At 62.7% G+C, this 23,649-nt stretch carries 19 protein-coding genes; 11 read left to right on the top strand and 8 right to left on the bottom strand.

Translation table 11 applies throughout. From position 1 onward, the window contains the following. Both AC1D1L_RS30190 and AC1D1L_RS30185 read right to left on the bottom strand, forming a co-directional pair. The coding region (locus AC1D1L_RS30190) for a hypothetical protein (RefSeq protein WP_477339718.1) at window positions 1-222 on the bottom strand (222 nt) is incomplete at its 3' end. A 31-nt stretch (window positions 223-253) separates the two neighbouring features. Beyond that, entirely contained in the window at window positions 254-1,087 is an 834-nt protein-coding gene (locus tag AC1D1L_RS30185; protein ID WP_477345006.1) for an AraC family transcriptional regulator, read from the bottom strand. Between the two features lie 165 nt (window positions 1,088-1,252). Between AC1D1L_RS30185 and AC1D1L_RS30180 the strand changes: the two genes are divergently transcribed. From AC1D1L_RS30180 to AC1D1L_RS30165, 4 genes are all read left to right on the top strand, one after another. Continuing rightward, window positions 1,253-1,723: a MarR family winged helix-turn-helix transcriptional regulator gene (locus tag AC1D1L_RS30180; protein ID WP_477345005.1), complete on the top strand. Its 471-nt coding sequence runs from the start codon at window positions 1,253-1,255 to the stop codon at window positions 1,721-1,723. Continuing rightward, window positions 1,720-2,889 (top strand): HlyD family secretion protein, encoded by a 1,170-nt coding sequence (locus tag AC1D1L_RS30175; protein WP_477345003.1) that lies wholly within the window; start codon window positions 1,720-1,722, stop codon window positions 2,887-2,889. The genes AC1D1L_RS30180 and AC1D1L_RS30175 overlap by 4 nt, the downstream gene beginning before the upstream one ends. 342 nt (window positions 2,890-3,231) lie before the next feature. Further along, a complete protein-coding gene (locus tag AC1D1L_RS30170; RefSeq protein ID WP_477345002.1) occupies window positions 3,232-4,767 on the top strand; it encodes a DHA2 family efflux MFS transporter permease subunit in 1,536 nt (511 codons plus the stop codon). Window positions 4,768-5,065: 298 nt separating this feature from the next. Further along, window positions 5,066-7,744 (top strand): EAL domain-containing protein, encoded by a 2,679-nt coding sequence (locus tag AC1D1L_RS30165; protein ID WP_477345001.1) that lies wholly within the window; start codon window positions 5,066-5,068, stop codon window positions 7,742-7,744. A 30-nt stretch (window positions 7,745-7,774) separates the two neighbouring features. On the opposite strand, the gene AC1D1L_RS30160 is transcribed toward AC1D1L_RS30165, so the two are convergent. Beyond that, window positions 7,775-8,233, bottom strand: a complete 459-nt coding sequence (locus AC1D1L_RS30160; RefSeq protein ID WP_477345008.1) for a CAP domain-containing protein — start codon at window positions 8,231-8,233, stop codon at window positions 7,775-7,777. Window positions 8,234-8,462: 229 nt separating this feature from the next. On the opposite strand from AC1D1L_RS30160, the gene AC1D1L_RS30155 reads away from it, so the two are divergent. Then, window positions 8,463-9,047 carry a GNAT family N-acetyltransferase gene (locus AC1D1L_RS30155; protein WP_477344999.1) on the top strand — a complete coding sequence of 195 codons (585 nt, stop codon included), beginning with the start codon at window positions 8,463-8,465 and terminating at the stop codon, window positions 9,045-9,047. A gap of 137 nt (window positions 9,048-9,184) precedes the next feature. Beyond that, window positions 9,185-10,009, top strand: a complete 825-nt coding sequence (locus tag AC1D1L_RS30150; RefSeq protein ID WP_477345007.1) for a DUF2189 domain-containing protein — start codon at window positions 9,185-9,187, stop codon at window positions 10,007-10,009. 67 nt (window positions 10,010-10,076) lie between these two features. Here the strand turns inward: AC1D1L_RS30150 and AC1D1L_RS30145 are convergent, their stop codons facing one another. From AC1D1L_RS30145 to AC1D1L_RS30135, 3 genes are all read right to left on the bottom strand, one after another. Continuing rightward, window positions 10,077-10,709, bottom strand: a complete 633-nt coding sequence (locus tag AC1D1L_RS30145; protein WP_477344998.1) for a LysE family translocator — start codon at window positions 10,707-10,709, stop codon at window positions 10,077-10,079. A gap of 283 nt (window positions 10,710-10,992) precedes the next feature. Continuing rightward, window positions 10,993-12,954 (bottom strand): TadE/TadG family type IV pilus assembly protein, encoded by a 1,962-nt coding sequence (locus tag AC1D1L_RS30140; protein ID WP_477344996.1) that lies wholly within the window; start codon window positions 12,952-12,954, stop codon window positions 10,993-10,995. Window positions 12,955-13,154: 200 nt separating this feature from the next. Then, window positions 13,155-15,065: a pilus assembly protein TadG-related protein gene (locus AC1D1L_RS30135; protein ID WP_477344995.1), complete on the bottom strand. Its 1,911-nt coding sequence runs from the start codon at window positions 15,063-15,065 to the stop codon at window positions 13,155-13,157. Window positions 15,066-15,406: 341 nt separating this feature from the next. Here AC1D1L_RS30135 and AC1D1L_RS30130 point away from each other — a divergent pair, with 341 nt between their 5' ends. Both AC1D1L_RS30130 and AC1D1L_RS30125 read left to right on the top strand, forming a co-directional pair. Next, complete coding sequence (locus AC1D1L_RS30130) at window positions 15,407-16,267, top strand: TIGR01459 family HAD-type hydrolase (protein ID WP_477344994.1); 861 nt, start codon at window positions 15,407-15,409, stop codon at window positions 16,265-16,267. A gap of 10 nt (window positions 16,268-16,277) precedes the next feature. Beyond that, entirely contained in the window at window positions 16,278-17,261 is a 984-nt protein-coding gene (locus AC1D1L_RS30125) for a bifunctional riboflavin kinase/FAD synthetase (RefSeq protein WP_477344993.1), read from the top strand. A gap of 12 nt (window positions 17,262-17,273) precedes the next feature. Here AC1D1L_RS30125 and AC1D1L_RS30120 read toward each other — a convergent pair whose 3' ends face one another. Continuing rightward, complete coding sequence (locus tag AC1D1L_RS30120; RefSeq protein ID WP_477236423.1) at window positions 17,274-17,828, bottom strand: HdeD family acid-resistance protein; 555 nt, start codon at window positions 17,826-17,828, stop codon at window positions 17,274-17,276. A 202-nt stretch (window positions 17,829-18,030) separates the two neighbouring features. On the opposite strand from AC1D1L_RS30120, the gene AC1D1L_RS30115 reads away from it, so the two are divergent. From AC1D1L_RS30115 to AC1D1L_RS30105, 3 genes are all read left to right on the top strand, one after another. Next, a complete protein-coding gene (locus AC1D1L_RS30115; RefSeq protein ID WP_477344992.1) occupies window positions 18,031-18,837 on the top strand; it encodes a MipA/OmpV family protein in 807 nt (268 codons plus the stop codon). Between the two features lie 284 nt (window positions 18,838-19,121). Continuing rightward, on the top strand, window positions 19,122-22,097 hold the full coding sequence (gene ileS, locus AC1D1L_RS30110) for an isoleucine--tRNA ligase (RefSeq protein WP_477344991.1): 2,976 nt from the start codon (window positions 19,122-19,124) through the stop codon (window positions 22,095-22,097). Between the two features lie 199 nt (window positions 22,098-22,296). Next, complete coding sequence (locus AC1D1L_RS30105) at window positions 22,297-22,980, top strand: hypothetical protein (protein ID WP_352590370.1); 684 nt, start codon at window positions 22,297-22,299, stop codon at window positions 22,978-22,980. A gap of 27 nt (window positions 22,981-23,007) precedes the next feature. On the opposite strand, the gene AC1D1L_RS30100 is transcribed toward AC1D1L_RS30105, so the two are convergent. Next, a complete protein-coding gene (locus AC1D1L_RS30100) occupies window positions 23,008-23,460 on the bottom strand; it encodes a nucleoside deaminase (protein WP_477344990.1) in 453 nt (150 codons plus the stop codon). Window positions 23,461-23,649: the final 189 nt, after the last annotated feature.

Genomic DNA, 23,649 nt, shown 5'->3' with positions numbered 1-23,649 from the left:
TACATTGAGTTCGCGGACGATGGCTCCGGCGAATTCGCCTTCGGATGCGTCACCGGCCAGATCTTCGGCTCGGGTGACGGCAACAATGTCGCCTTCTCCTGGCAAGGCAATGACGAAATGGACGAAGCCCAGGGCAATGGATGGGCTGAAATCCAACCAGACGGCTCTATCAACGGACAAATCTGCTTTCATGGCGGCGACGAAGCAGACTTCGTCGCTCACAAATGGACTTCTTCAACAGCCTGTTAGCGCCTCACGCGCGAACCGGTATCCAGATCTCCAGCCCGCCATTGCCGCTGCGCGGATCGAACTCCGGCCCGTAGCGCTCGAATTCGGGGCCGTCCGCTATGTCGTGCCCGGAGGCCGGCAGCCATTTGTTCCAGATCGTGTTGACGGTGCGGCGGATGGTCGAGATGTGCTCGGCATGGGTGAAGACGGCGTATTTCTGTGCCGGCACCCGCACCCGGGAAAGCCCTTTCGGCAGGTCGGAGAAATCCAGGACTTCGACGCCGGCGATGTAGTCGAAATTGCCGGCGTCGTCGCCGTTGACGCAGACGCCATAGGCGACATCGCCGGTCTCGCCCGGAATGTTGCCGATATAGGGACCGAAGCGCTGCCACTGCATTGGAATGGCGGCGCTGGATTCGCAGCTGTAGCGCTCGCCGAGGCCTGCGATGAGGAAGGGCCGGCCGGTCTCGAAGCGCGGCGGCTTCAGCGTGGCGAGGAAGGATTGGTCCATCAGGATCGGCTCCACGAGTTCGAGATTTTTGAGGCTCCCCTGCGCGCGCACCAGTTCTGGCGTCGTGCCGAACTGGTCACGGAAGGCACGGGTGAAGGCCTCATGCGAGGCGTAGCCGGCATCGAGCGCGACCGCGAGAATGTCGGGCGCGCCGGCGGCCAGCTTGCGCGCCGCTTCGGTCAGCCGGCGCGCGCGCATATAGCCCATCACCGAACGGCCGGTGGCGGCGCCAAACGCCCGCGTCACATGAAAGCGCGACACGCCGCTGCTGTGCGCGACATCGTCGAGCGAGATCGCTTCCGGCAGATGGCTCTCGACAAACCACAGCGCTTTCTCGGTCGGGTTCATGTGTCTCCTTCTCGCATTGGCCTGATCATCCTGCCGTCTTCCTTCGCTGCCAGTTTGATCGAAATTGCGCATCCGGCGCAATCAAACCGTGTGGACTGATGCCGGCACGGCTCTGGCGCAATGCGGCATCTTGAATAGTAAGCACGCTTATAATATGTATCACTCATGGTTTCCGACGGCATAGATAGGCTGGGCTTTTTGATCCACGACGTGCAGCGCCTGCTGCGCAAGCGCTTCGAGACGCGCGCCAGCGGGCTTGGCCTGTCCTCGGCGCAATGGCGGCTGATGGTCCGCGTCGCCAAGGAAGAGGGCATCAGTCAGGCGCGCCTTGCCGACCTGCTTGAAATCGAGCCGATCAGCGTTTCGCGTCTGGTCGATCGTATGGAAGAGGGCGGCTGGATCGAACGCCGCTCCGATGCCACCGATCGCCGCGTGCGCATGATCTTCCCGACCGCCAAGGCGAGCGCCGCCTATGCCGAGATCAAGAGCCTGGCTGGCGAGGTCTATGAGGAATCGCTGGTCGGCGTTTCGCCGGAAGATCGCCGCGTCCTGATCCGGGCGCTGGACACCATCGTGCAGAACCTTGCGGACGGCGAGACGTCGTCTCTGAAGAGTACAGGAGGGGCAGCGGCATGAACGCGGCAGCCAAGATGGACGAGAATGTGACGAAGCTCGAGGCGCCGGCACAGCCGGCCGCCGCTCCTGTCGCGGTGGCGCCGCCGGTGCAGCCCGCGCCGGCCCCGAAAAAGCCGCGCCGCCTCGGCCGCTTGCTTCTAATGGTCGTCCTGCCGGCGGCACTGGCCATTGGCGGCGGCTATGTCTGGGTGACCGGCGGCCGCTATCAGGAGACCGAGAACGCTAATTTGCAGCAGGCCAAGGTGTCGATCGCCTCGGATACGGCCGGGCGCATCGTTCAGGTCAACATTTCAGACAACCAGCTGGTCAAGCAGGGTGATGTGCTGTTTGCCATCGATCCCGAGCCCTACCGGATCGCGTTGGCCCAGGCCGATGCGGCGGTTGCGGTCGCACGCGTGGGCATCGAACAGTTGCGCGCTGCCTACAGCCAGGCGATGGCGCAAGAGAAGTCCGACGCCAGCGAAGTCGACTACGCGCAGTCGCAGTATGACCGCGCGGCCGACCTTGCCCAGAAGGGCATCAACGCCAAATCCTCGCTGGATCAGGCCAAGAACGATCTCGACAAGGCCAGGCAGCAGCTGGCGGTGGCCGAGCAAGGCATCATCAGCGCCAAGGCCGCTCTCGCCGGCAATCCCGATATCGAGACCGACAAGCACCCGACGGTGATGGCCGCACTCGCCGCGCGCGACAAGGCCGCCTACGATCTGGCACAGACCACGGTCAAGGCGCCGGCCGATGGTGTCATCAGCCAGGCCTCGTCTTTCAAGGTCGGTCAGTATGTCGGTTCCGGCACGCCTTTGTTTGCGCTGGTCGAGACCGGCGACACCTGGATCGATGCCAATTTCAAGGAAACCCAGCTTACCCACATGAAATCCGGCCAGAAGGCCGAGATCGTGGTCGACACCTATCCGGGCCGCACATTCGAAGCCACCGTCAAGGCAATCGGCGCCGGCACTGGCGCGGAGTTTTCGCTGTTGCCGGCCCAGAATGCCACCGGCAACTGGGTCAAGGTCACCCAGCGCATTCCCGTGCGCCTGGAACTCACCGATGCCGATGCCAAGATGGCGTTGCGCACCGGTATGAGCGCCTCGGTTACGGTGGACACCGGCGTTGCCCGCGGGTTGCCGGCCATCTTCGGCCACGCCACGGCGGGCGAGGCACAATAGACTGTGAATGGACCGTGATTCTGAAAAGCAGGATCACGGCCGGGCAGGAATGCTCGCTCAGGCGAGATGAGATGACAGGATTGGTCCGATGGCAGGTTGCGAGAGGGGTGGGTTGGACCGGGCCGCATCGCGGCCTGACCAACGCCTGGCCATCTCGACGCCGATCCTTCGGTCCTTGGATTTCCGGGCGGCAAGCGCCTGATGTGTTGAGACGTTCGGTCGATGTAACCCCCACATCGATAGATCGCGTCCCACCGCGATGAGGGTCTCTTCACCAGAGAAGGCCTCGCCGCCCGGAAGCCTAGTGTACACGTTTTTGTTACCTGTCGGAAGTTCCGTATCATGAGCACGCCAGAGCCGTTCAAGGAAGTGCCGCATCGCGGCCTGATCACCGTGGCGTTGATGCTGGCCACGATCATGCAGGCGCTCGACACCACCATCGCCAATGTCGCGCTGCCGACCATGACCGGCGATCTTGGCGCCTCGCCCGACAACATCAACTGGGTGCTGACTTCCTACATCGTTGCCGCCGCCATCATGACGCCGGTGACCGGCTGGCTGGCCGACCGCTTCGGCCGCAAGGAACTGTTCCTGGCGGCGGTGGTCGGCTTCACCGTGTTCTCGATGCTGTGCGGCATCGCCTGGAGCCTGGAGTCGATTGTGTTCTTCCGGCTGATGCAGGGCGTGTTCGGCGCGGCCATCGTGCCGCTGTCGCAGACCTTCCTGCTCGACATCAACCCAAGGGAACGCCACGGTCAGGCGATGGCCATCTGGGGCGCCGGCATCATGCTGGGGCCGATCCTGGGCCCGACGCTCGGCGGCTGGTTGACCGAGAATTTCAACTGGCGCTGGGTGTTCTTCATCAATTTGCCGGTCGGCATCATCGCCTTTCTCGGCATGGCCGCCTATCTGCCGGTCGTTGCCCGGCGGGTGCGCAGCTTCGATTTCTTCGGTTTCGCCATGATCTCGCTCGGCGTCGGCGCGCTGCAACTGCTGCTCGACCGCGGCGGCGAGGTCGACTGGTTTTCCTCGGTCGAAATCTGGATCGAGCTTGCTCTTTCGATCACCGGCTTCTGGGTGTTCATCATTCACACGGTGACGGCGGAACGTCCTTTCATCGACCCCAAGATCTTCCTCGACCGCAACTTCGTCACCGGGCTGGCCTTCATCTTTGTCATGGGCGTGCTCATCCTGGCCTCGATGTCGCTGCTACCGCCGATGCTGTCGACCATCTTCGGCTATCCGACCATCACCATCGGTATCGTCTTGGGCCCGCGCGGTGTCGGCACGATGATTTCGATGCTTGTCGTCGGGCGGCTCATGAGCAAGATCGACGCCAGGATTCTCGTCGTCATCGGCTTTCTGCTCACAGCCCAGTCGCTCTACACCATGGCCGGCTTTACGCCGCAGATGGACAATTGGCTGATCCTCAGCTCCGGCGTCATCCAGGGGCTGGGCATGGGCATGGTGTTCGTGCCGTTGTCGACGGTGGCCTTCGCCACGCTCGACGTGCGCTTCCGCACCGACGCCACGGCGCTGTTCAGCCTGGTGCGCAATCTGGGTTCCTCGATCGGCGTGTCGGTGGTGACGGTTCTCCTGGTGCGCAACACGCAGGTCAACCACACCGAGCTGTCGGCCTTCATCAACCCGTTCAACCCTAATCTGTGGGCGCTTTCGCCGGCGGCAGCTGGTGGCGACCCGATGGCGCTTTCGCAGATGGATCGCATGGTCAACATCCAGTCGATGATGATCTCCTACGTCAACGACTTCAAAATACTGATGATGATGACGCTGATCGCCATCCCGTTTGTGTTTCTGCTGCGCAAGCCGAAGACGGCCCCGGTTGCTGGCGCGGCGCCGGCAGCACATATGGATTGAGACGCGCGTCGATATTTCTCGATATCAGATGACGTTGTCGCGGACGCGCCCGCGAATACGCAAGGTCGAGCGAATGCCGAGATGATCGCAAAACTCTCCAGACATTGGAGAATGTCGATTTTGTAGCGCCGATGGCGATTTGAAAATGGCGTTTAAGCTTCAGGTAACCAGAAACCTTCGCGTCTGATTTCGGTTCGGTTTATATGCTGTTAGTACATATCCAACACGATCAACAGACTGTCGCATGGCACATAAATGATTTTTGCGTTCTTTCAGACCCAGGTGGGAGAAGGTCTGTTTGGTTACGAAATCATCCAGGAAATCCGCCGAAACGACTGAGCCTGCCGGCTTGGCCGCGCTGACAAAACTGGCCGACGTTTCCTATGGGTCGCTGGAGCACGAGCTGCGGGCGACAATCACGGCACTTGAAGGGCAGGCACTGCGCTTCGAGACGGTGATCGAAAACGTTTCGCAAGGCATCTGCTTTTTCGACCGCGATGAGCGGCTGATCCTGAGCAATCGCCGTTATGCGGAAATCTACCGGCTCGCACCCGAGCAGTTGCGGCCAGGTCTGACGCTGAGCGAGATCGTCGAGCGCCGCGCCGCTGCCGGTACGGCGGCGCTGGCTACCGACGCCTATCTGGCGATGGCGAGATCGGTCAATTCAGGCAAGGGTCCAAGGACCTGGACCGCCAAACTCCCCGACGGCCGGACCATCCAGATTTATAACCAGTCAATGCCCGACGGCAGCTGGCTAGCCACGCATGAGGACATTACCGATCTCACCGCCAATCGACAGATCGTCGACGAGCGCATCTCGCTGCAGGCACTGATCGACTGGGTGCCCAATTATCTCTGGGTCAAGGATACGCAAAGCCGCTTCATCGTCGTCAACAGCGCACTTGCGACTGACAGTGGCCGCGACAACACCGCCGACATGATCGGCTTGACCGATTTCGATATCCATCCCCCGGAGGTTGCGCGGAAGTTTCGGCAAGTCGAACAGTCGGTGCTCGAAAGCGGACAACCCTTGATCGACGCGGAGGAGTTCGTCGTCAACGCGTCGGGCACCGTAAAATGGCTCTCGTCGACCAAAGTGCCGTTGCGCAATGCTCAAAACGAAATTTTCGGTCTGGTCGGCATCGCCCGCGACATCACGGCCCGCAAGCAGGCCGATGTCCTGCGCAGCGGACAGGCAAACATCCTGGAGATGATTGCGACGAGCGCTCCGCTCGAGAATGTGCTCGACAGCCTCATGCGCCTGGTCGAATCCCAACTGAAGGGGATATTCGGTTCCGTTCTGCTGCTCGACCAGGATGGCGTGCACTTGCGGCACGGTGCGGCGCCGAGCCTAGCCAAAGCCTATATGAGCGCCATCGATGGATCTGCCATTGGCCCCAAGACAGGGTCGTGCGGAACCGCCGCCTACCGGCGCGAACCGGTCATCGTCGCCGACATCCTGCAGGATCCGCTCTGGGAGGATTACCGCGACCTCGCCGCGCTGTACGGCTACCGTTCGTGCTGGTCGACCCCGATCCTGTCACATCAGGGCGTCGTGCTGGGCGTCTTTGCCATGTATTCGATGAGCGTGCGCGAGCCGACCGAGGCCGAGACTCGCCTGATCGAATTCACCACCCACATTGCCGGTATCGCGATCGAGCGCAAACGGGCTGAAGACCAGATCCACTTCATGGCCAACCATGACGCGCTGACCGGGCTGCCCAATCGCGCTTTGCTGGAGGATCGGCTTTCCCAGGCGGTCCTCTACGCGCAGCGATACAATCGCTGGGTGGCGGTGGTGTTCATCGATCTCGACAATTTCAAACTGGTGAACGATACGTTGGGCCACAATGCCGGGGACGAACTGCTCAAGACTGTCGCGGGCCGTTTGGTTGGATGCGTGAAGGCGACCGACACCGTCGTGCGGGTAGGCGGCGACGAATTTGTCATCGTCCTGTTCGATCAACCCACCAATGCCGATGTCATTTCGGAAACCCTGCAGACGATCAGGGATGCGATTGCCGAGCCGGTTCCTGTCGCCGAGCACCGCCTGCGATTAACGGCCAGCATCGGCATCGCAAATTACCCGAAGGACGGGACGAGCCCGGACAAGCTGTTGGCCAATGCCGATGCCGCCAAGTCTCGCGCCAAGGAATTCGGCCGCGACAATTTCCAGTTCTATGCCCCCGAGTTCAACTCAAGCGCACACGAAAAATTCCTGCTTCAGGGGGAATTGCGAAACGCGCTCGCCCGTTCGGAATTCGCGCTGCTCTACCAGCCGCAGGTCGATCTGCGATCGGGTCAGATCCTGGCCGTCGAAGCGTTGGTACGCTGGAACCACCCGGCGCGAGGCCTGGTGTCGCCGATGATGTTCATCCCGACCGCCGAGGAGACCGGGCTGATCGTGCCGATCGGCGACTGGATCCTGCACGAAGCCTGCCGGCAAAACAAAGCCTGGCAGCGCGCCGGTCTGCCGCCCGTCACCGTCTGCGTCAACGTGTCGGCGCGGCAGTTCAGGGAGAAGAACCTGATCGACCGCGTCGTCAACGCATTGAAGGAAAGCGGCCTGGAGGCCAGGTATCTCGAGCTCGAGGTGACCGAAAGCCTGATCATGCAGGATTTCGAGTTGGCGGTCGCAACGATGAACGGGCTGCAAGGGCTCGGCGTGCAGATATCGATCGACGATTTCGGAACCGGCTATTCCAGCCTCAGCGCGCTCAAGACCTTTCCTGTGCAGCGGCTGAAGATCGACAAGTCCTTTATCGACGACCTCGCGACCGACGAGAACGATCAGGCGGTTACCAGTGCCGTCATCTCATTGGGTCAAAAGCTGAACCTGAGGGTGCTTGCCGAAGGCGTCGAGACGGATGACCAGGTTGCCTTCCTGCGCAAGAACAATTGCGACGAAATGCAGGGCAATTATTTCAGCAAACCGCTGTCGGCCGGGGATATCGGCAAGCTCATCGCGAAAGGCTGACGATGGGTTGGCGTCGGTAACCGCAGGCGCTTACCTTCCCAGCACCAGGCTCCAGTAACGGACAGCGCTGTCGCGTCCGTCGCGCACATAGGCAAGGCCGAAGCGGCTGAAATCCGGATCGAGCATGTTGTGGCGGTGGCCTGCCGAATGCATCCAGATGTCGAACAGTTTCTGCTGGTCGAACCGGCCCTCCGCGATGTTCTCGGCAGCGGCGCCCCGCACGCCATTGTCCTTCATCCGCGACGCGAAATCCTTGCCCCAGCCTGTCGTGTGGCTCATGCGTTCGCGGGTGGCCATATAGCCGGCCTGCTGGAGTGCGGCCTGCTCGAGTTGTGCGTCCGGCACCAGCGCCGGCAGCCCGGCCGAGGCGCGGATGCCGGCCAGCGTCGCGGTGGCGGAGGACGAGACACCGGCGCCTTCACCGGTCGGCACCGAAACGGTGCTGCAAGCGGCGAGCCCGGCCATGGCCGCGAGGCCGATCAGCAGCATGCGCCGGTTTGGTTTTGGGCTGATCTCGTCGGAACGGGATTGCGAGAGCGCATGATCGGCGGTGTCGATTGATGTCATGCCTGCCTGACTTAGCGGCGATCATGGCTTTTGCCGGGCAGGGCGAGCAAAAACCGGGGTGCTTGGCGAATCCGCCGGTTGCGCTAGGTTGAGTGAAAGCATGTCCCGGATCGTCCGGACTGCTGAAATGCCGCGTGAGCCTAGGAACCCGATGCCAGCATCTGCCCATGTCTTTCCGGTTTTATCCACCAGCCGCCTGCTGTTGCGCGCGGCCGCCGCCAAGGACGCCGAGGCCTTCGGAGACATCCTGTCGATCCCGGATGTCTCCCGCTATTCGAATTGGCCGGATGCGCCGACCAAGGCGCAATTGAAACGGGTTATGAACTGGATGACCAAGGCGCATCCCACCGGCAAGGGGTGCGGCTGGATCATGGAGGATATCGCTTCGAAGCGGGTGGTCGGCGCAATCCGCTACAATTGGTTCGCCAGGAAATCCAAATGTGGCGAGATTGGCTATGAGCTGCATCCGGATTTCTGGGGGAAAGGCCTGATGACCGAGGCAGTTATTGCCGTCGCGACATGCGGTTACCAGCTTTTCGGCCTCAATCGCATTGAGGCCTGGACCCTTCCTGGCAACAGCGGATCGGACCGGGTTCTGGAAAAAGCGGGCTTCCGCTATGAGGGGACGCTGCGCCAGAAGGGCTGGTTCAAGGGCAGCTACCACGATTTCCGCATGTTTGGCCGGCTGGCCGACGATCGGCCCCGCGAAAATTCGCGTCTGCCGGCCGAGCGATGAAAATCGCGTGAGACGAAGGAAATGCCGTCGGCACGGCGACTTTTCCCCAGATATCGGCTATGATGCGCGTGTTCTTGAAGTGGCAGCTGCGGGCGGCCATCCAGGCGATGACCGCCCCCGACACACGGGAGGAAGGTATGGCCGGCTTTCATGTCATGGCGGGCGCGCAAGGACTGCACGTGCAGCCGACGGTGCGCCGTATCACCACCGCGGACCTCTGGGATGCGTTCAAGCTCGGTCTCGACGACTTCTGGGCCAAGCCGTCGCACTACGTGTTCCTCTGCGTGATCTATCCCGTCGTCGGCCTGATCCTGACACGGTGGACCTCCGGCTCCAACGCCATCCAGCTCATCTATCCCCTGATGTCGGGCTTCGCCCTGGTCGGCCCGTTCGCGGCGATCGGCCTCTACGAGATCAGCCGCCGGCGCGAACTCGGCATGAACACCTCTTGGCGGCATGCGCTTGACGTGCGCCGCTCGCCGGCGCTGCCGTCGATCGCGGTCATCGGCTTGATGCTGTTGGTGCTGTTCCTGTTGTGGATGTTCACCGCACAGTCGATCTACACCAGCCTGTTCGGCGATCAGCCGCCGGCTTCGATCGCCGGATTTCTGAGCGAGGTGCTGACGACCAGCAAGGGCTGGACGCTGATCCTGTTCGGCAATGCCGCCGGTTTCATCTTTGCCGTGATCGTGCTGGCGACGACGGTGGTTGCCTTTCCGTTGCTGCTCGACCGCGACGTCGGCGCCGTAGCGGCGATCGAGACCTCGGCGCGCGCGGTGATGGCAAATCCGCTGCAGATGCTGCTGTGGGGGCTGCTCGTCGCAGTGTTGCTGGTGATCGGCTCGATCCCGCTGTTTGCCGGGCTCGCCGTGGTCATGCCGGTGCTTGGCCATGCCACCTGGCACCTCTATCGCAAGGTGGTGGAGCCGGAGCGCGCGCAGCAGACGCGACGGCCGATGTAGCGGTCACCCAGCCATAGGGTATGCTGAGATCCAGGTCAGGCCGACATCACCCGGATGGCAACGCACCCTAGCGTTGGGCGTCGGTTGCCATTTTCAGCGCCAGCGCTGCAAGCACCGTGCCCATCATCCAGCGCTGGACGACCATCCATAGCGGCCGTCCGGCGAGGAAGGTGGCGATTGAACCGGCCGTCACAGCGATGATCGCATTGACGGTCAGGCTGATTGAAATCTGCGTGGCGCCGAGCACCAGAAGCTGCGACAGCACATGGCCCTTGCCCAGCGTGATGAACTGCGGCAGCAGCGACAGATAGAGCACCGCCACCTTGGGGTTGAGGAGATTGGTCATCAGGCCCATGGCGAACAGCTTGCGCGGCCTGTCCTTCGGCAGTTCGCGCACCTGGAACGGCGAGCGCCCGCCGGGCCGCACGGCTTGCCAGGCGAGCCACAGCAGATAGAGCGCGCCGGCAATACGCAGCGCGTCATAGGCGAACGGCACGGCAAGCAGCAGCGCGGTGATGCCCAGCGCAGCCGATACGACATAGAACAAAAAGCCGACCGCCACGCCGCCGAGCGAGATCAGCCCCGCCTTCGGGCCCTGCGACAGTGAGCGCGAGATCAGGTAGATCATGTTCGGCCCGGGCGTCAGCACCATGCCAAGGCAGACCAGCGCGAAGGCGAGATGGTTGGCGGTTTCGGGCACGGGTATGTCTCCGGGAATCGGTGACGATACTCACCATGCGCCCTGACTCACCGCAAGGGCATGATGGCGGGAGCCTTTGCGCCAGCGTCGAAAATTGGCGAGGGCGGCGACGCTGTTGATCTCCCTCCTTGAGGGGGAGATGGCCGGGAGGCCAGAGGGGGTCGTCTCGCGTGGAGAGCCAGCCTCGTCTGTCGACGAAGGGGGGCGCGTCCCGTCGAACCGACCCCCTCTGTCGCCTTTGGCGACATCTCCCCCTCGAGGGGGGAGATGAGCAGCTTCTGCCTCAGCTCACCACGCGCAGGTTCGACAGTTCGTTGGCGATTTCCTTGAAATTGTCCGACAGCGTGGCGCCCGTCGCATTCCAAAACAGTTTCGCAGGCTTGCTCGGGTCGGTCGGATCCTTGCGGAAGCGCGAGTCGGACGAACACGTCTTCAGCGCGTCCATCGCGCTCTTGTCGCCGGCGTCGGTCGTCGACATGTCGAGCGCCACCGTCATCACCATGATGTTGGCCGCCTTGGCGTTGTTGCACAACGTCGCCATCTGCTCGTTGAGCGCGGCGGTGTAGTTGCTCGACGAATAGTTGAACTGTCCGATGGCGCTCGACGTGCCGCCGAACAGGCGGGTGACCGCGGTGCCGTTGTAGCCGACGCCGGTATAGCCATAGCCGGCATAGGTCGACTTGTTGCCGGCGGGGTCGGAGCTCACCGTCGAATAGGTGTTCTCGCCGTCGGTAAGCACGATGACCACCTTGTCATTGCCGCGCTCGGTCTCCGGGCGTCCCTCGGTGAAGGGCTCGGTGCTGGAGACGGTGCGCCAGCCCCACGCCATGCCTTCCGGCACATTGGTGTTGCCGTTGGGCGCCATCAGGTCGATCGCAGCCTTGATCTTGGCCAGCCCGTCGGCGTTGGTGACATCGGTCAGCGGCGTGATCGGCGTCGTGGTGCAGCTGTAATTAGGCCCGGCGCCTTTCGACAGCACCGGCGCATTGATCGGCCGCGGCTGGAAATACTTGGCCATGTTGGACTGTCTGGTCTTGCCGGTGGTGCTCGACGGATCGTCGTTCCACCAGCTGTTGACCGCGCCATAGGTCACCGGCTTCGGCTCATCCGGATCCTGCGTGATATACCAGTGGTTGCCTGGCTCGTCCGGCGCAAACATCGGCACAAACATGGTCGCGGGGTCGCCGACGCCGGTGCCGGTGTTGTTTGGACCGCCGGAGGCCGGCGTGTCGTCGACATTGTAAGGGTAGGGTCGCACCTCGACACAGCCTTGCCAGCTGGCGAACGGGCCGTAGGTGTCATTGTAGTCGTATTCGTCGTGGCTGCGCCTGCAGGTGTGGTTGGACCGGTATTCGTCGCACACGACACGCTTGCTGCCGACGATGCGCTCGTGGCTGGTGACCACCTTCATGTCACGGTAGAGCGAGAAGCGGGTCAGCATCTGGCCTTCCTGCTCGCCCCAGCCGGTGCCTTTCTTGTACCAGATGCCGCCGATCTTCTGGGCGTATTTGTCGGTAGCGTTCAGTGTCGACCAGTCGAAGTTCTCATTGTGGACAGGCGACAGCCCATAGGCGTCGATCCATGACGCGTTGTCGTTGCTGGCGCCGACATTGACCGATGCGGCGAACGGCACCAGGCTGAACTGCACCGGCTTGTCGATCTGCTTGATCATCGCCGCCTGCTGGGCCAGCGTGTCGACAAGCTGCTTGGCGGCCTGCTTGAGCAGGTCGATGCGCTTTTGACCGGAGCCGGTGCCGGGTGTCGACATCGAGCCCGAATTGTCGAGCACCATGGCCACTTCCAGCGTGTTCTTCAACCGCACCTGCGAGCACACGGAGTAGTCGATGTCGCCTGACGTCTTGCCGATCAACATCGAAGCTGCCGGCAGGAAATAGGGCTTGTAGACCAGGCTTGCGCAAAGCTTGACGATGCCGCCGCCGGCTGTGCTGCTGGGCAGCGTAACGTCGAGCGTCGTGTTGGCGGGATCGACGTCGTTGAGGTTTGCCTTGAAGAAGTCGAGCGCATAGGCGCGCAACTGGTCGTCGGTGGCGCCTTCCACCAGCCGGCGCGCTGTGGCGAAGTTGGCGGCGTCGAGCGCGTTGACCACTCTCTGCTTCTCGCTGACCATGCCGCTGAAGTCGACGGCCATGGCCACGCCGCCCATTAGGGGCACCATGGCCAGAACGGTCATGAGAGCATAATTGCCGCGCCGGTCGCGCCAGAAGTCACGCCAGAATTTGCGCATGTGATGTAAGCGGCCCCGCCTGCGGATTCTTCAATGCCGCCACACTTTCACAAAACGCTGAAGGACGGGTTTGGGAAACCGCTCGATTGCGCGCCGAACGCTTCACCAAGCGCTAACCAAGGTGGCGGCCGGTGGATGACCGCTGCTCGCAGAAACGCCCCGCCGGAGACGGGGCGCCTCGTCCCAATGACTTGCGCCGGTCAGCCGACGATGCGCAGGTTGGACAATTCGTCGGCGATTTCCTTGAAACTCTGCGACAGGGTGGCACCGGTCGCGTTCCAGTAGAGCTTGGCGGGGGTCTTGCCCGTCGGGTCGGCCTTATCCTTGCGGAAACGCGAATCCGAGGAGCATTTCTTCAGCGCGTCCATTGCACTCTTTTCCGCAGGCTTCGTGTCAACCAAGTCAAGAGAAACGGTCATGACGAGAATGTTGCCGGCCTTCGCGTTGGAGCAGAGCGTTTGCATCTGCTGGTCCAGGGCGGCGGTGTAATTGGCCGCCGTATAAGTGGTCTTGGCGACGCTCGTGTTTACGAACATGCGGGTCGCGGTTTCGCCCACCTTCGGGCCGGTGTAACCGTAAGCGGCGTAGGTCGATCCGTTGTTGGCATAGTTGGCGGTCATGTCGTTGGTAGGGCCAATGCTATAGGTATTGGCGCCGTCGGTCAGCACGATGACCACTTTGTCGTTGCCTCTCTCAGTCTCTGGCCGGCCTCCCGTGAAGGGCTCTTTGCTCGAGACCGTTCGCCAGCCCCAGGCAAGGCCTTCCGGAACATTGGTATTGCCGGTCGGCACCATGGCTTGAATCGCGTCGGTAATGACCTTCTTGCCGGCGGTGGTGGTTATGTCCTGTAGTGGGGTGATCGGACCGGTCGTGCACGCTGCGTTGGGACCACCATCGGCAGCCGCGGCTGGTGCGTTCCAGGGTTTGACCATAAAGTATTTGCGCATGTCTTTCTGGCGCGGGGCAGCTTTCGTCAACAAGTCGGACGAATCGACCCACCAGTTGTTCGGGTAACCCCAGGATGTACTGTTGACGTCGTTTTTGCCGTCACCATTGGTGTCGCGCCAGAAGTTGCCGGCTTCGTCCGGCGCGAACATCGGCACAAACAGGGTGGCGGGCGTTCCTGTGGTCGGCGTCGTGTCGTCGTCATTATAAGGGTACGGCCTTGCTTCCACACAGCCCTTCCAGGCTTCATACGGGGCGACCACAGAAGTCTGGCAAGTACCGTTCGAGTTCTTTTTCGTACAGGTCTGGGCCATCATGTCTCGATAGAGGCTGAAGCGCGTCATCGGCTTGTCTTGGTCCGCGCCCCAGCCCGTACCGCGCTGGTAGTACATGCTGCCTACTTTTTCGATATATTTGTTTGGATTGGCTGCTGATGTCATTGTTGACCAATCGAAGTTCTCATGATGGATCGGTGAAATGCCGGTCGTGTCCATCCATGTCGGCAATGGAGCCGAGGAGGGCGGGACACCGACATTGACCGAAGCCGAAAACGGAACGAGGGCGAACTGCACCGGCTTGGTGACCTGCTTCATCTGCTGGGCCTGGGTGGCCAGAGTGTTCACAAGTTCGGTCGCCGCGTCCTTGAGCAGTTCTATCCGCTCTTGCCCGGTGCCAGAGCCGTTGATGCTCATTGAGCCGGAATTATCGAGCACCAAGGCAACTTCAAGCGTGTTCTTGAGACGAACTTCCGAGGTGGCGGTCATATGGACATCGGTGTCGCTCGACGATTTGCCAAGCATCCAGGCCGCGACCGGCAGAAAGTATGGCTTGAACGTCAGCGTCGCCTGAAGTTTCAGCGTGCCGCCGCCGGCGTTGTTGTTGGGCAATGTCACGGTCAACGCCGTATTGGCCGCTTGGACGTGGCCGAGATTGGCCTCGAAGAAATCCTTGGCATAGGCCTTGACAGCATCGTCGGTCGCGCCGGAGACGATCTGCTGGGCCGTGGCGATGCCTGCGGCGTCGAGCGCGTTCAGCGTGTCCTGGCGCTGGCGGATCAGTTGGGTGTAGTCGATGGCGAGTGCCAGGGCGCCCATCAAGGGCACCATGGTGATCACCGTCATCAAGGCATAATTGCCGCGTCTGTCGCGTAGAAATCTGCGGATCATGCCTTCAGCACCCCTGCCAGGATCCAAATATCGAATATCGGCGCGAAGATGCCCACAAATCGTTAAATTTCGGGTTGCTGAAATACGTCCAAGATCGGCCCATCATTTCAAGGCTCGTTAACCACTCGGCCCTGGTGATCGGCGAAGCAACATTTTTCGATCGGCCGAAGCTTGGGGAAGGGGCGCTTTCATCGAGATGCAACCGCCATCAAGCCGTGGCGCGAGGGCGTCGAAAACGCCGAAAGCTGGTGACAGGATGAAACGCTTCGGTTAATGCGGGGCCGGTTGCGGCGGACCGTCGGCTGCAGCTCTCGCAACGATCGTCACATCAGGAAAACGGCATGGCGGATTCGCCTGACATCATCGGCTCGCTCGCGGATTTGTCGGGAGCCTACTCGGCCATCCTGTGCGATGTCTGGGGCGTGATCCACAATGGCGAATGGCATTTCCCGGCGGCCGCAGAGGCGCTTGCCGTTGCGCGCGCCGCGAAGGTTCCGGTTGTCCTGATCACCAATTCACCACGCCGCAATGCCGATGTGGTGGCGCAGATGAATGCGATCGGCGTCCCCACCGCTGCCTACGACCGTGTCGTCACCTCGGGCGATGTGACCCGCGACCTCATCGCCGAGGGCCCGCAAAAAATCTTCCACATCGGCGCCGACCGCGACTTCACCCTCTATGACGGTCTTGACGTCGACCTCGTCGAGGAGTTCGAGGCCTCCGGCGTCGTCTGCACAGGCCTGTTCGACGACGAGGTGGAAACGCCTGAGGATTATGCCGAACTGCTGCGCCGACTGCGGGCCAGGAACCTGCCTTTCATCTGCGCCAACCCCGACATCGTGGTCGAGCGCGGCGAGCGCATGATCTGGTGCGCCGGGGCATTGGCCCGCGACTATGCGCAGCTCGGCGGCCGCACGCTGATTGCCGGAAAACCCTATGCGCCGGTCTATGATGCAGCAATGCGGGAGCTCGCCTTGCTTCTTGGCCGTGACGTCGAGCGCTCGGAGGTGCTGGCCATTGGCGACGGCATGATGACCGACGTCAAGGGCGCCACCGATAATGGGATCGACGTGCTTTACGTGTCGGGCGGCATTCACGCGCGCGACTATGGCGATCCCATGCAGCCGGACCCCGCGAGGCTTGCAGCCTTTCTGCAGAAGCACGGCTTCCGGCCGGTCGCCGTCATTCCGAGACTGCGGTAGGGTCGCTTCCATGAGCGCAGCCTTCGACCATATCTCCGCTACCGCGCCGCTGCCGGCGCACTTGCGTGGCGGCGTGGTGGCGATCGGCAATTTTGACGGCGTTCACCGCGGCCACCAGGCCGTGCTCGAACGCGCGCTTGCCGAAGCCGGGCGGCGCGGCGTGCCGGCGCTGGTGCTGACCTTCGAGCCGCATCCGCGCAAGGTGTTCAGGCCCGATATGCCGCTGTTCGTGTTGACGCCGCCGCCGATGAAGGCGCGGCTGTTGTCGCATCTGGGCTTTGCAGCACTCGTCGAACAGCCATTCACGCGCGCCTTTGCCGGCCTGTCGGCCGAGGCTTTCGTGACCGATGTGCTGGAAAGGAACCTCGGCATCACCCATGCCGTCACCGGCTTCGATTTCCACTTCGGCAAGGACCGGCAAGGCGGCCCGGCCTTTCTGATGGCGGCAGGCGAGCGCCACGGTTTCGGCGTCACTTTGGTCGACGCTTTTCGCGACGAAGGCGCCGAGGTGGTGTCGTCGAGCCGCGTCCGCGCCTTGTTGTGCGAGGGTGAAGTCGCCGAGGCCGCCGGCCTGCTCGGCTACCGCTTCACCGTCGAAAGCGAAGTCATCGGCGGCCAGCGGCTCGGCCGCACGCTAGGCTTCCCGACAGCCAACATGAGGCTTTCTCCGGAAGCTGAACTGAAGGAAGGGATTTATGCCGTCCGCTTCCGCCGCGCCGACGGCACGCTTTACAACGGTGTGGCCAGCTTCGGCCGCCGTCCGACCGTCGACGACAATGGCGCGCCGCTGCTCGAAACCTTTGTCTTCGACTTTTCCGGCGATCTCTATGGCGAGATCTGCGAAGTCTCGTTCTTCGGCTTCCTCCGCCCCGAGGTGAAGTTCGACGGGCTCGATGCGCTGGTGGCGCAGATCAAGCGCGACGAGGCGGAGGCACGCGCGCTGCTGGCCGGCGTCAGGCCGCTGTCGCAACTCGACAGCGCGATCGCTTTTTGAGCGTCCGGCCGCCTACCTCTTCAAGGCCAGTCCGAGAGCGATGAAGCTCCAGCCCTGGAAGATCAGGTCGATGGCCAGGAACAGGCCGAGCACCCACAGGCTGTTGACGGGCCAGCCCATGGCGATGGTCAGGCCCGCCAGCACGCTGATCAGGCCCGCCGCGACGACCCAGCCCCAGCCATTTTCGGGCCGATGGCTGTAGCCGACCCAGGCCCTGAGCGCGCCTGAGGCGACCAGCGCCACTGCCAGCAGCAAGGTCAGCACCGTCGATGCCAGCAGCGGATTGTCGAAGGCGAAGAAGCCGGCAACCGCATAGAGCAGGCCGCTGAGCAGCCAATAGAAGAAGCGGCTCCAGGTCTTCACCCCGAAGGCATGCACGATCTCGATGATGCCGGCCATCAGCATCAGCCAGCCAACGACATAGACCGAGGCGACGGTGGCGATAAACAGATTGCCGAAGGCAATGCCGCCGAAAATGAGCAGCAGCACGCCGAGCGCGACGAACCACCCCCATTTGTCTCGTGTCCGGCCGATCGCGTCTTTCAGGGTGTCACCGTGCAGGGTCATAGCCGCATCTCCTCAAAGTCACTTTGCATCAAAGATCGCCTGGCTTGTCGCCGTTCCTGAGGTTAGTCCGGGCGTCGGCACCGGTCCAGCGACTGCGGACAACTGCAAACCGCGATCTCTATCTCGGATTTAAATCAAATTTTACCAAACGGCCGTCAAAGCTGTGACCGGGGCGCAGCTGTGTTGTGTTAGTGGAGTGACCATGAGTCCGGTCGGGAAAATGTCAGCGGTTGTGGCGGCGATTATGCTGGGTGCGCCCACGGTGGCAAACGCAGGCGAGGGCACCTTCGGCTGGCTCTCGGGCGACTGGTATCTGACGCTTGGCGCCACCGGCATGGTCGCGCCGAAATTCGAGGGCTCCAACAGTCTGCTGCTCAGCGCCACGCCGATCATCTCATTGGGCAAGGTCGGGCCATCTGCCCGCTTCACCTCGCGCAATGACAACATTTCACTGGCGCTGGTCGACGATGGCGGCGTCCGCGCCGGCCTGACCGGAAAGTTCCTGTTTTCGCGCAGCAGCAAGGATGAGCTGAAAGGCCTCGACCCGGTGCGCTGGGGCGGCGAGGTCGGCGGTTTCTTCGAATTCTACCCGACGGACTGGCTGCGCGCCCGCGCCGAACTGCGCCACGGCATCCGTGCCCATGACGGCTTTGTCGCCGACATCGCCGCCGATGCGTTTTACGATGTGACGCCGACGGTCAGGATTTCGGGCGGCCTGCGCGTGTCGTTCGCCTCGTCGGGCTATTTCGACTCCTATTACGGCGTCAACGCCAAGGAGGCCGCGGCATCGGGCCTCAGCGAATACCATCCCGGCGGCGGCCTGAAATCGACCGGCCTCGGCGGTGCCATCACCTGGAAGGTGACGGAGCCGATGACCGCCAGCCTGTTCGGCGAATATGCGCGCCTGATGGGCCCGGCCGCCGATTCCAGCCTGGTCAAGGAGCGCGGCCAGCGCGACCAGTTCACGGTCGGCGTCTCGACCACCTACCGTTTCAACTTTTCAATGTAGGCGATTTCCACGCTTTATTCCTGCCGTGGCTTCGGCTAAAAGCCCAGCCATGACCAGCTTTTCGCGCCTTTTCGCGATCGCGATACGAATTACAGGCCCGGTGTTCCGGGTGGCCTGAGCGCCGCCGGAGCCGCCGGGAGTTTCTGCGCGCCCCCTCGCGCTTTTTCCAGAACATCAACGCATATCGCCCAAAAGTGGGTCCGGCTTTGGGAAAATGATATGCGTCAACCGAAGACTTCACGCCCGAGCTTCGATGCCGCCGGGCAATGCACATGGCAGACCAAATGACCGACACTGTTGAAACGATCGACTATTCCAAGACGCTTTATCTGCCGCAGACGGATTTCCCGATGCGCGCCGGCTTGCCGGAGAAAGAGCCGCTGCTGGTCAAGCGCTGGCAGGACATGGACCTTTATCGCAAGCTGCGCGAGACGGCCGCCGGCCGCGAAAAATACGTTCTGCACGACGGCCCGCCCTACGCCAACGGCAACATCCATATCGGCCATGCGCTGAACAAGATCCTCAAGGACGTCATCACCCGCTCGTTCCAGATGCGCGGCTACGACGCCAACTATGTGCCGGGCTGGGACTGCCACGGCCTGCCGATCGAATGGAAGATCGAGGAGCAGTACCGCGCCAAGGGCAAGAACAAGGACGAGGTGCCGGTCAACGAATTCCGCAAGGAATGCCGCGACTTCGCCGCGCACTGGATCTCGGTCCAGGGCGGCGAGTTCCAGCGCCTCGGCGTCGTCGGCGACTTCAAGAACCCGTATACGACAATGGCTTTCCATGCGGAGTCGCGCATCGCCGGCGAGCTTTTGAAGTTCGCCATGTCGGGCCAGCTCTATCGCGGCTCCAAGCCGGTGATGTGGAGCGTGGTCGAGCGCACCGCTCTGGCCGAGGCCGAGGTCGAATACCAGGACTATGAGAGCGATACGATCTGGGTGAAATTCCCGGTCGCCAGCCTTGCTCGCCCGGTCACCGGCGCCGAGGACGCGCAGGCGGCGGCGCTGTCGGAATCCTCGCTTGACCTGCTCGAGGCCCATGTCGTCATCTGGACCACGACGCCCTGGACGCTGCCCGGCAACCGCGCCGTCAGCTATTCGCCGCGCGTCGCCTATGGCCTCTACACGGTGACGGCGGCCGAGAATGCCTTCGGCCCGCAGCCCGGCGAGAAGCTGATCTTCGCCGATGCGCTGGCCGAGGACGCGGCGGCAAAAGCCAAGGTCACGTTGAACCGGCTTCACAGCGTCTCAAGCGAACAGTTTGCAAGCCTTACGCTTTCGCATCCTTTCAGGGGGTTGGGCGGCGGCTATGAATTCCCCGTGCCAATGATCGCCGGCGACCATGTCACCGACGACGCCGGCACGGGTTTCGTCCACACCGCGCCCAGCCACGGCCGAGAGGACTTCGACGCCTGGACGGATGCGGTGGCCGAGCTGCTCAAGCGCGGTATCGACACCGCGATCCCGTTTCCCGTCGACGATGGCGGCTTCTTCACCAAGGACGCGCCGGGCTTCGGCCCGGACCGCGAGGGCGGCGCTGCGCGCGTCCTCGATGACAACGGCAAGAAGGGCAATGCCAACCAGGCGGTGATCGACGAGCTGATCAAGCGCAACGCGCTGTTCGCGCGCGGCCGGCTCAAGCACAGCTACCCGCACTCGTGGCGCTCGAAGAAGCCGATCATCTTCCGCAACACGCCGCAATGGTTCGTCTATATGGACAAGGACCTCGGCGACGGCACGACGCTGCGCAGCCGCGCGCTGGAGGCCATCGACGACACGCGCTTCGTGCCGGCGGCCGGCCAGAACCGCATCCGCGCCATGATCGAGGAGCGCCCCGACTGGGTGCTGTCGCGCCAGCGCGCCTGGGGCGTGCCCATCGCCGTCTTTGCCGACGAGGACGGCAATGTGCTGAAGGACGAAGCAGTCAACCAGCGCATCATGGATGCTTTCGAACAGGAAGGCGCCGACGCCTGGTTCGCTGCCGGCGCCAAGGAGCGCTTCCTCGGTAATCACGATGCCTCCAAATGGAAGCAGGTGATGGACATCCTCGACGTCTGGTTCGATTCGGGCTCGACGCATGTCTTCACGCTGGAAGACCGTCCGGACCTGAAATGGCCGGCCGACGTCTATCTCGAAGGTTCTGACCAGCATCGCGGCTGGTTCCACTCCTCGCTGCTCGAAAGCTGCGGCACCAGGGGCAGGGCGCCCTACGACACCGTCGTCACCCATGGCTTCACCATGGATGAGGAGGGCCGCAAGATGTCGAAGTCGCTCGGCAACACCGTCGTGCCGCAGGACGTTATCAAGCAGTCCGGCGCCGATATCCTGCGGCTGTGGGTGGTGACGACCGACTATTGGGAAGACCAGCGGCTCGGCAAGAACGTGCTGCAGACCAACATCGACGCCTACCGCAAGCTCCGCAACACCATCCGCTGGATGCTGGGCACGCTGGCCCATGACGATGGCGAGGAGGTGCCGCTGGACAAGATGCCGGAACTGGAGCGGCTGATGCTGCACCGGTTGGCCGAGCTGGATGAGGTCGTGCGCTCGGGCTACGATGCGTTCGAGTTCAAGCGCATCACCCGCACTTTGCTCGACTTCATGGTGGTCGAGCTGTCGGCCTTCTATTTCGACATCAGGAAGGACGCACTCTATTGCGACGGACCTGCCAGCGTGAAGCGCAAGGCCTCGGTGCAGGTGGTGCGCCACCTCTTCGACTGCCTGGTGAAATGGCTAGCGCCGATGCTGCCGTTCACCATGGAGGAAGCCTGGCTCGACCGTCATCCCGATGCAGTGTCGCTGCATCTCGACCAGTTCCCTGAGATTCCGGCCGACTGGAGGAACGAGGCGCTGGCGGAGAAATGGCGCAAGGTGCGGCAGGTCCGCCGTGTCGTCACCGGCGCCCTCGAGATCGCCCGGGCCCAGAAGGTCATCGGCGCGTCCCTGGAAGCGGTGCCCGTCGTGACCCTCGACGATGCCGCGCTTGAAGCCGCAATCGCCGACGTCGACATGGCCGAAATGGCGATCACCAGCGATCTCATCATCGCCCATGGCAAGGCGCCGGAAGGCGCCTTTGCGCTCGACGATGTCAAAGGTGTCGCCGTGGTGGTCGAAAAGGCCGAGGACCGCGGCTTGGTCAAATGCGCGCGCTCGTGGCGCTATACGGCCGATGTCGGGCAGGATGCCGAATTCCCCGACGTTTCGGCCCGCGATGCCGCGGTGCTGCATGAGCTGCAGGCTTTGGGACGTTTGTGAGTCCATAAGCCGGTGCATAGAAGCCACGCCGGGTGGGCGAAAACCGCCCGCGCGTTGCCCTTAACGAGTGGTTGAGGTAAACACGCGAAACTCCGGAAGACAAATTGTCGCCGGATTTCCGTCGCAAGAGCGTGGACGATGGGGACCGGACCTTTGGCCGGTGACGATCGAGAGGCTGTCTAGAGTGGGACTTTTTGGCATGACCGACAGAACTTCCGTGCGCGTTGCGCTGCTGGCGCCGCTTGTCGCGTCCGGCCTCGCTCTGTCCGGCTGCATGGGTTCGCCCACCTACGGCACCGACAAGACGGCTGGCGAGCAGCTTGCTGGCGACCTGTCCGGCGCCTTTTCAATCTCGCCGAAGCGTAAGCAACAGATCGACTACAAGCCCCGTCCGGAGCTGGTGAAGCCCGCACCGGGGCAAAAGGAAGCGCTGCCGGCGCCGCAGGAAAGCATCGAGACGGCGAGCACTGATTGGCCCGAATCGCCCGAGCAGCGCCGCGCCCGCCTGCGTGCCGACGCCACCGCCCACCAGGACGATCCGTCCTATCAGTCACAGATTGTCGATGATGTGCAGACCGATCCGGCTTCTGTAAAGAAGGCGATGGCGGATTCGGCCTCGAGCCACCCGCCGCGCTGGTCGCCGGCGGATTCGGACAAGGGCCGCGCCGCCGAGATCCAGCGCCGCACGGCTGAGGGCAAGCAGGGCGATCCCACCACGCGCAAATATCTGAGCGAGCCGCCTTTGGCCTATCGCGCCGCCGCCGACACCGCGCCGCAGGGCGAACTCGGCGAGGACGAATACAAGAAGGAACGCCGCCTCAAGAAGGAGGCTGCCGCCAAGTCCAAGAGCGGTGGGCTCTTCGACTGGCTGCCCTCCTGGTAGGCAGCGTCGCCTTCCCAGCTGAAGGCTCTACGTCTCGCGTCTTTCCCGAAAAAATTCCTTGAGCAGCATCGCCGCATCGGCCTCGGCCATGCCCGGATAGATATCGGGCGTATGGTGGCAGGTCGGTGAGGCGAAGAAGCGCACGCCATTGATCACCGCGCCGCCTTTCTCGTCGGCCGCGCCGAAATAGAGCCGGCGAAGCCTGGCGAAGGAAATGGCGCCGGCGCACATGGCGCAGGGCTCCAGCGTCACGTAGAGGTCGTGCCCGGTCAGCCGCTCGCTGGAGAGCTCCTGGCAGGCCGCGCGGATCGCCAGCATTTCGGCATGCGCCGTTGGATCGGCAAGCTCGCGGGTGCGGTTGCCGGCGGATGCCACCACGATATCGCCGCTTGCGATGACGGCGCCGACGGGAACTTCGCCACGCAAGGCGGCTTCTTGCGCCTCTTTCAGCGCCAGCGCCATGAAATCCGGCCGCTTCACGCGGTTTCCATTCCGATTATCTCCTCGCCACTTGGCGGTGATCCTGTTATGGAGCGCGTCAACCCGAACATCGGAACAGATTTTCGGAAATGATCATGCGCCAAATCAAAGTGCTATAGCGTTCGTTGCGCGCCGTCTCTAGATCGAGAGATAGAGCATGACGCCGAAAACCGCTTTCGGCATCACGCT

This window comes from Mesorhizobium sp. P2_D6, from assembly GCF_056404315.1.
This window is presented reverse-complemented; position numbering and strand designations above follow the sequence as displayed.

Coding starts and splice junctions, on each gene's coding strand:
- AC1D1L_RS30185 (WP_477345006.1), bottom strand. CDS start 1,087: ATGAACCCGACCGAGAAAGCGCTGTGGTTTGTCGAGAGCCATCTGCCG.
- AC1D1L_RS30180 (WP_477345005.1), top strand. CDS start 1,253: ATGGTTTCCGACGGCATAGATAGGCTGGGCTTTTTGATCCACGACGTG.
- AC1D1L_RS30175 (WP_477345003.1), top strand. CDS start 1,720: ATGAACGCGGCAGCCAAGATGGACGAGAATGTGACGAAGCTCGAGGCG.
- AC1D1L_RS30170 (WP_477345002.1), top strand. CDS start 3,232: ATGAGCACGCCAGAGCCGTTCAAGGAAGTGCCGCATCGCGGCCTGATC.
- AC1D1L_RS30160 (WP_477345008.1), bottom strand. CDS start 8,233: ATGCTGCTGATCGGCCTCGCGGCCATGGCCGGGCTCGCCGCTTGCAGC.
- AC1D1L_RS30155 (WP_477344999.1), top strand. CDS start 8,463: ATGCCAGCATCTGCCCATGTCTTTCCGGTTTTATCCACCAGCCGCCTG.
- AC1D1L_RS30150 (WP_477345007.1), top strand. CDS start 9,185: ATGGCCGGCTTTCATGTCATGGCGGGCGCGCAAGGACTGCACGTGCAG.
- AC1D1L_RS30140 (WP_477344996.1), bottom strand. CDS start 12,954: ATGCGCAAATTCTGGCGTGACTTCTGGCGCGACCGGCGCGGCAATTAT.
- AC1D1L_RS30135 (WP_477344995.1), bottom strand. CDS start 15,065: ATGATCCGCAGATTTCTACGCGACAGACGCGGCAATTATGCCTTGATG.
- AC1D1L_RS30130 (WP_477344994.1), top strand. CDS start 15,407: ATGGCGGATTCGCCTGACATCATCGGCTCGCTCGCGGATTTGTCGGGA.
- AC1D1L_RS30125 (WP_477344993.1), top strand. CDS start 16,278: ATGAGCGCAGCCTTCGACCATATCTCCGCTACCGCGCCGCTGCCGGCG.
- AC1D1L_RS30120 (WP_477236423.1), bottom strand. CDS start 17,828: ATGACCCTGCACGGTGACACCCTGAAAGACGCGATCGGCCGGACACGA.
- AC1D1L_RS30115 (WP_477344992.1), top strand. CDS start 18,031: ATGAGTCCGGTCGGGAAAATGTCAGCGGTTGTGGCGGCGATTATGCTG.
- ileS (WP_477344991.1), top strand. CDS start 19,122: ATGACCGACACTGTTGAAACGATCGACTATTCCAAGACGCTTTATCTG.
- AC1D1L_RS30105 (WP_352590370.1), top strand. CDS start 22,297: ATGACCGACAGAACTTCCGTGCGCGTTGCGCTGCTGGCGCCGCTTGTC.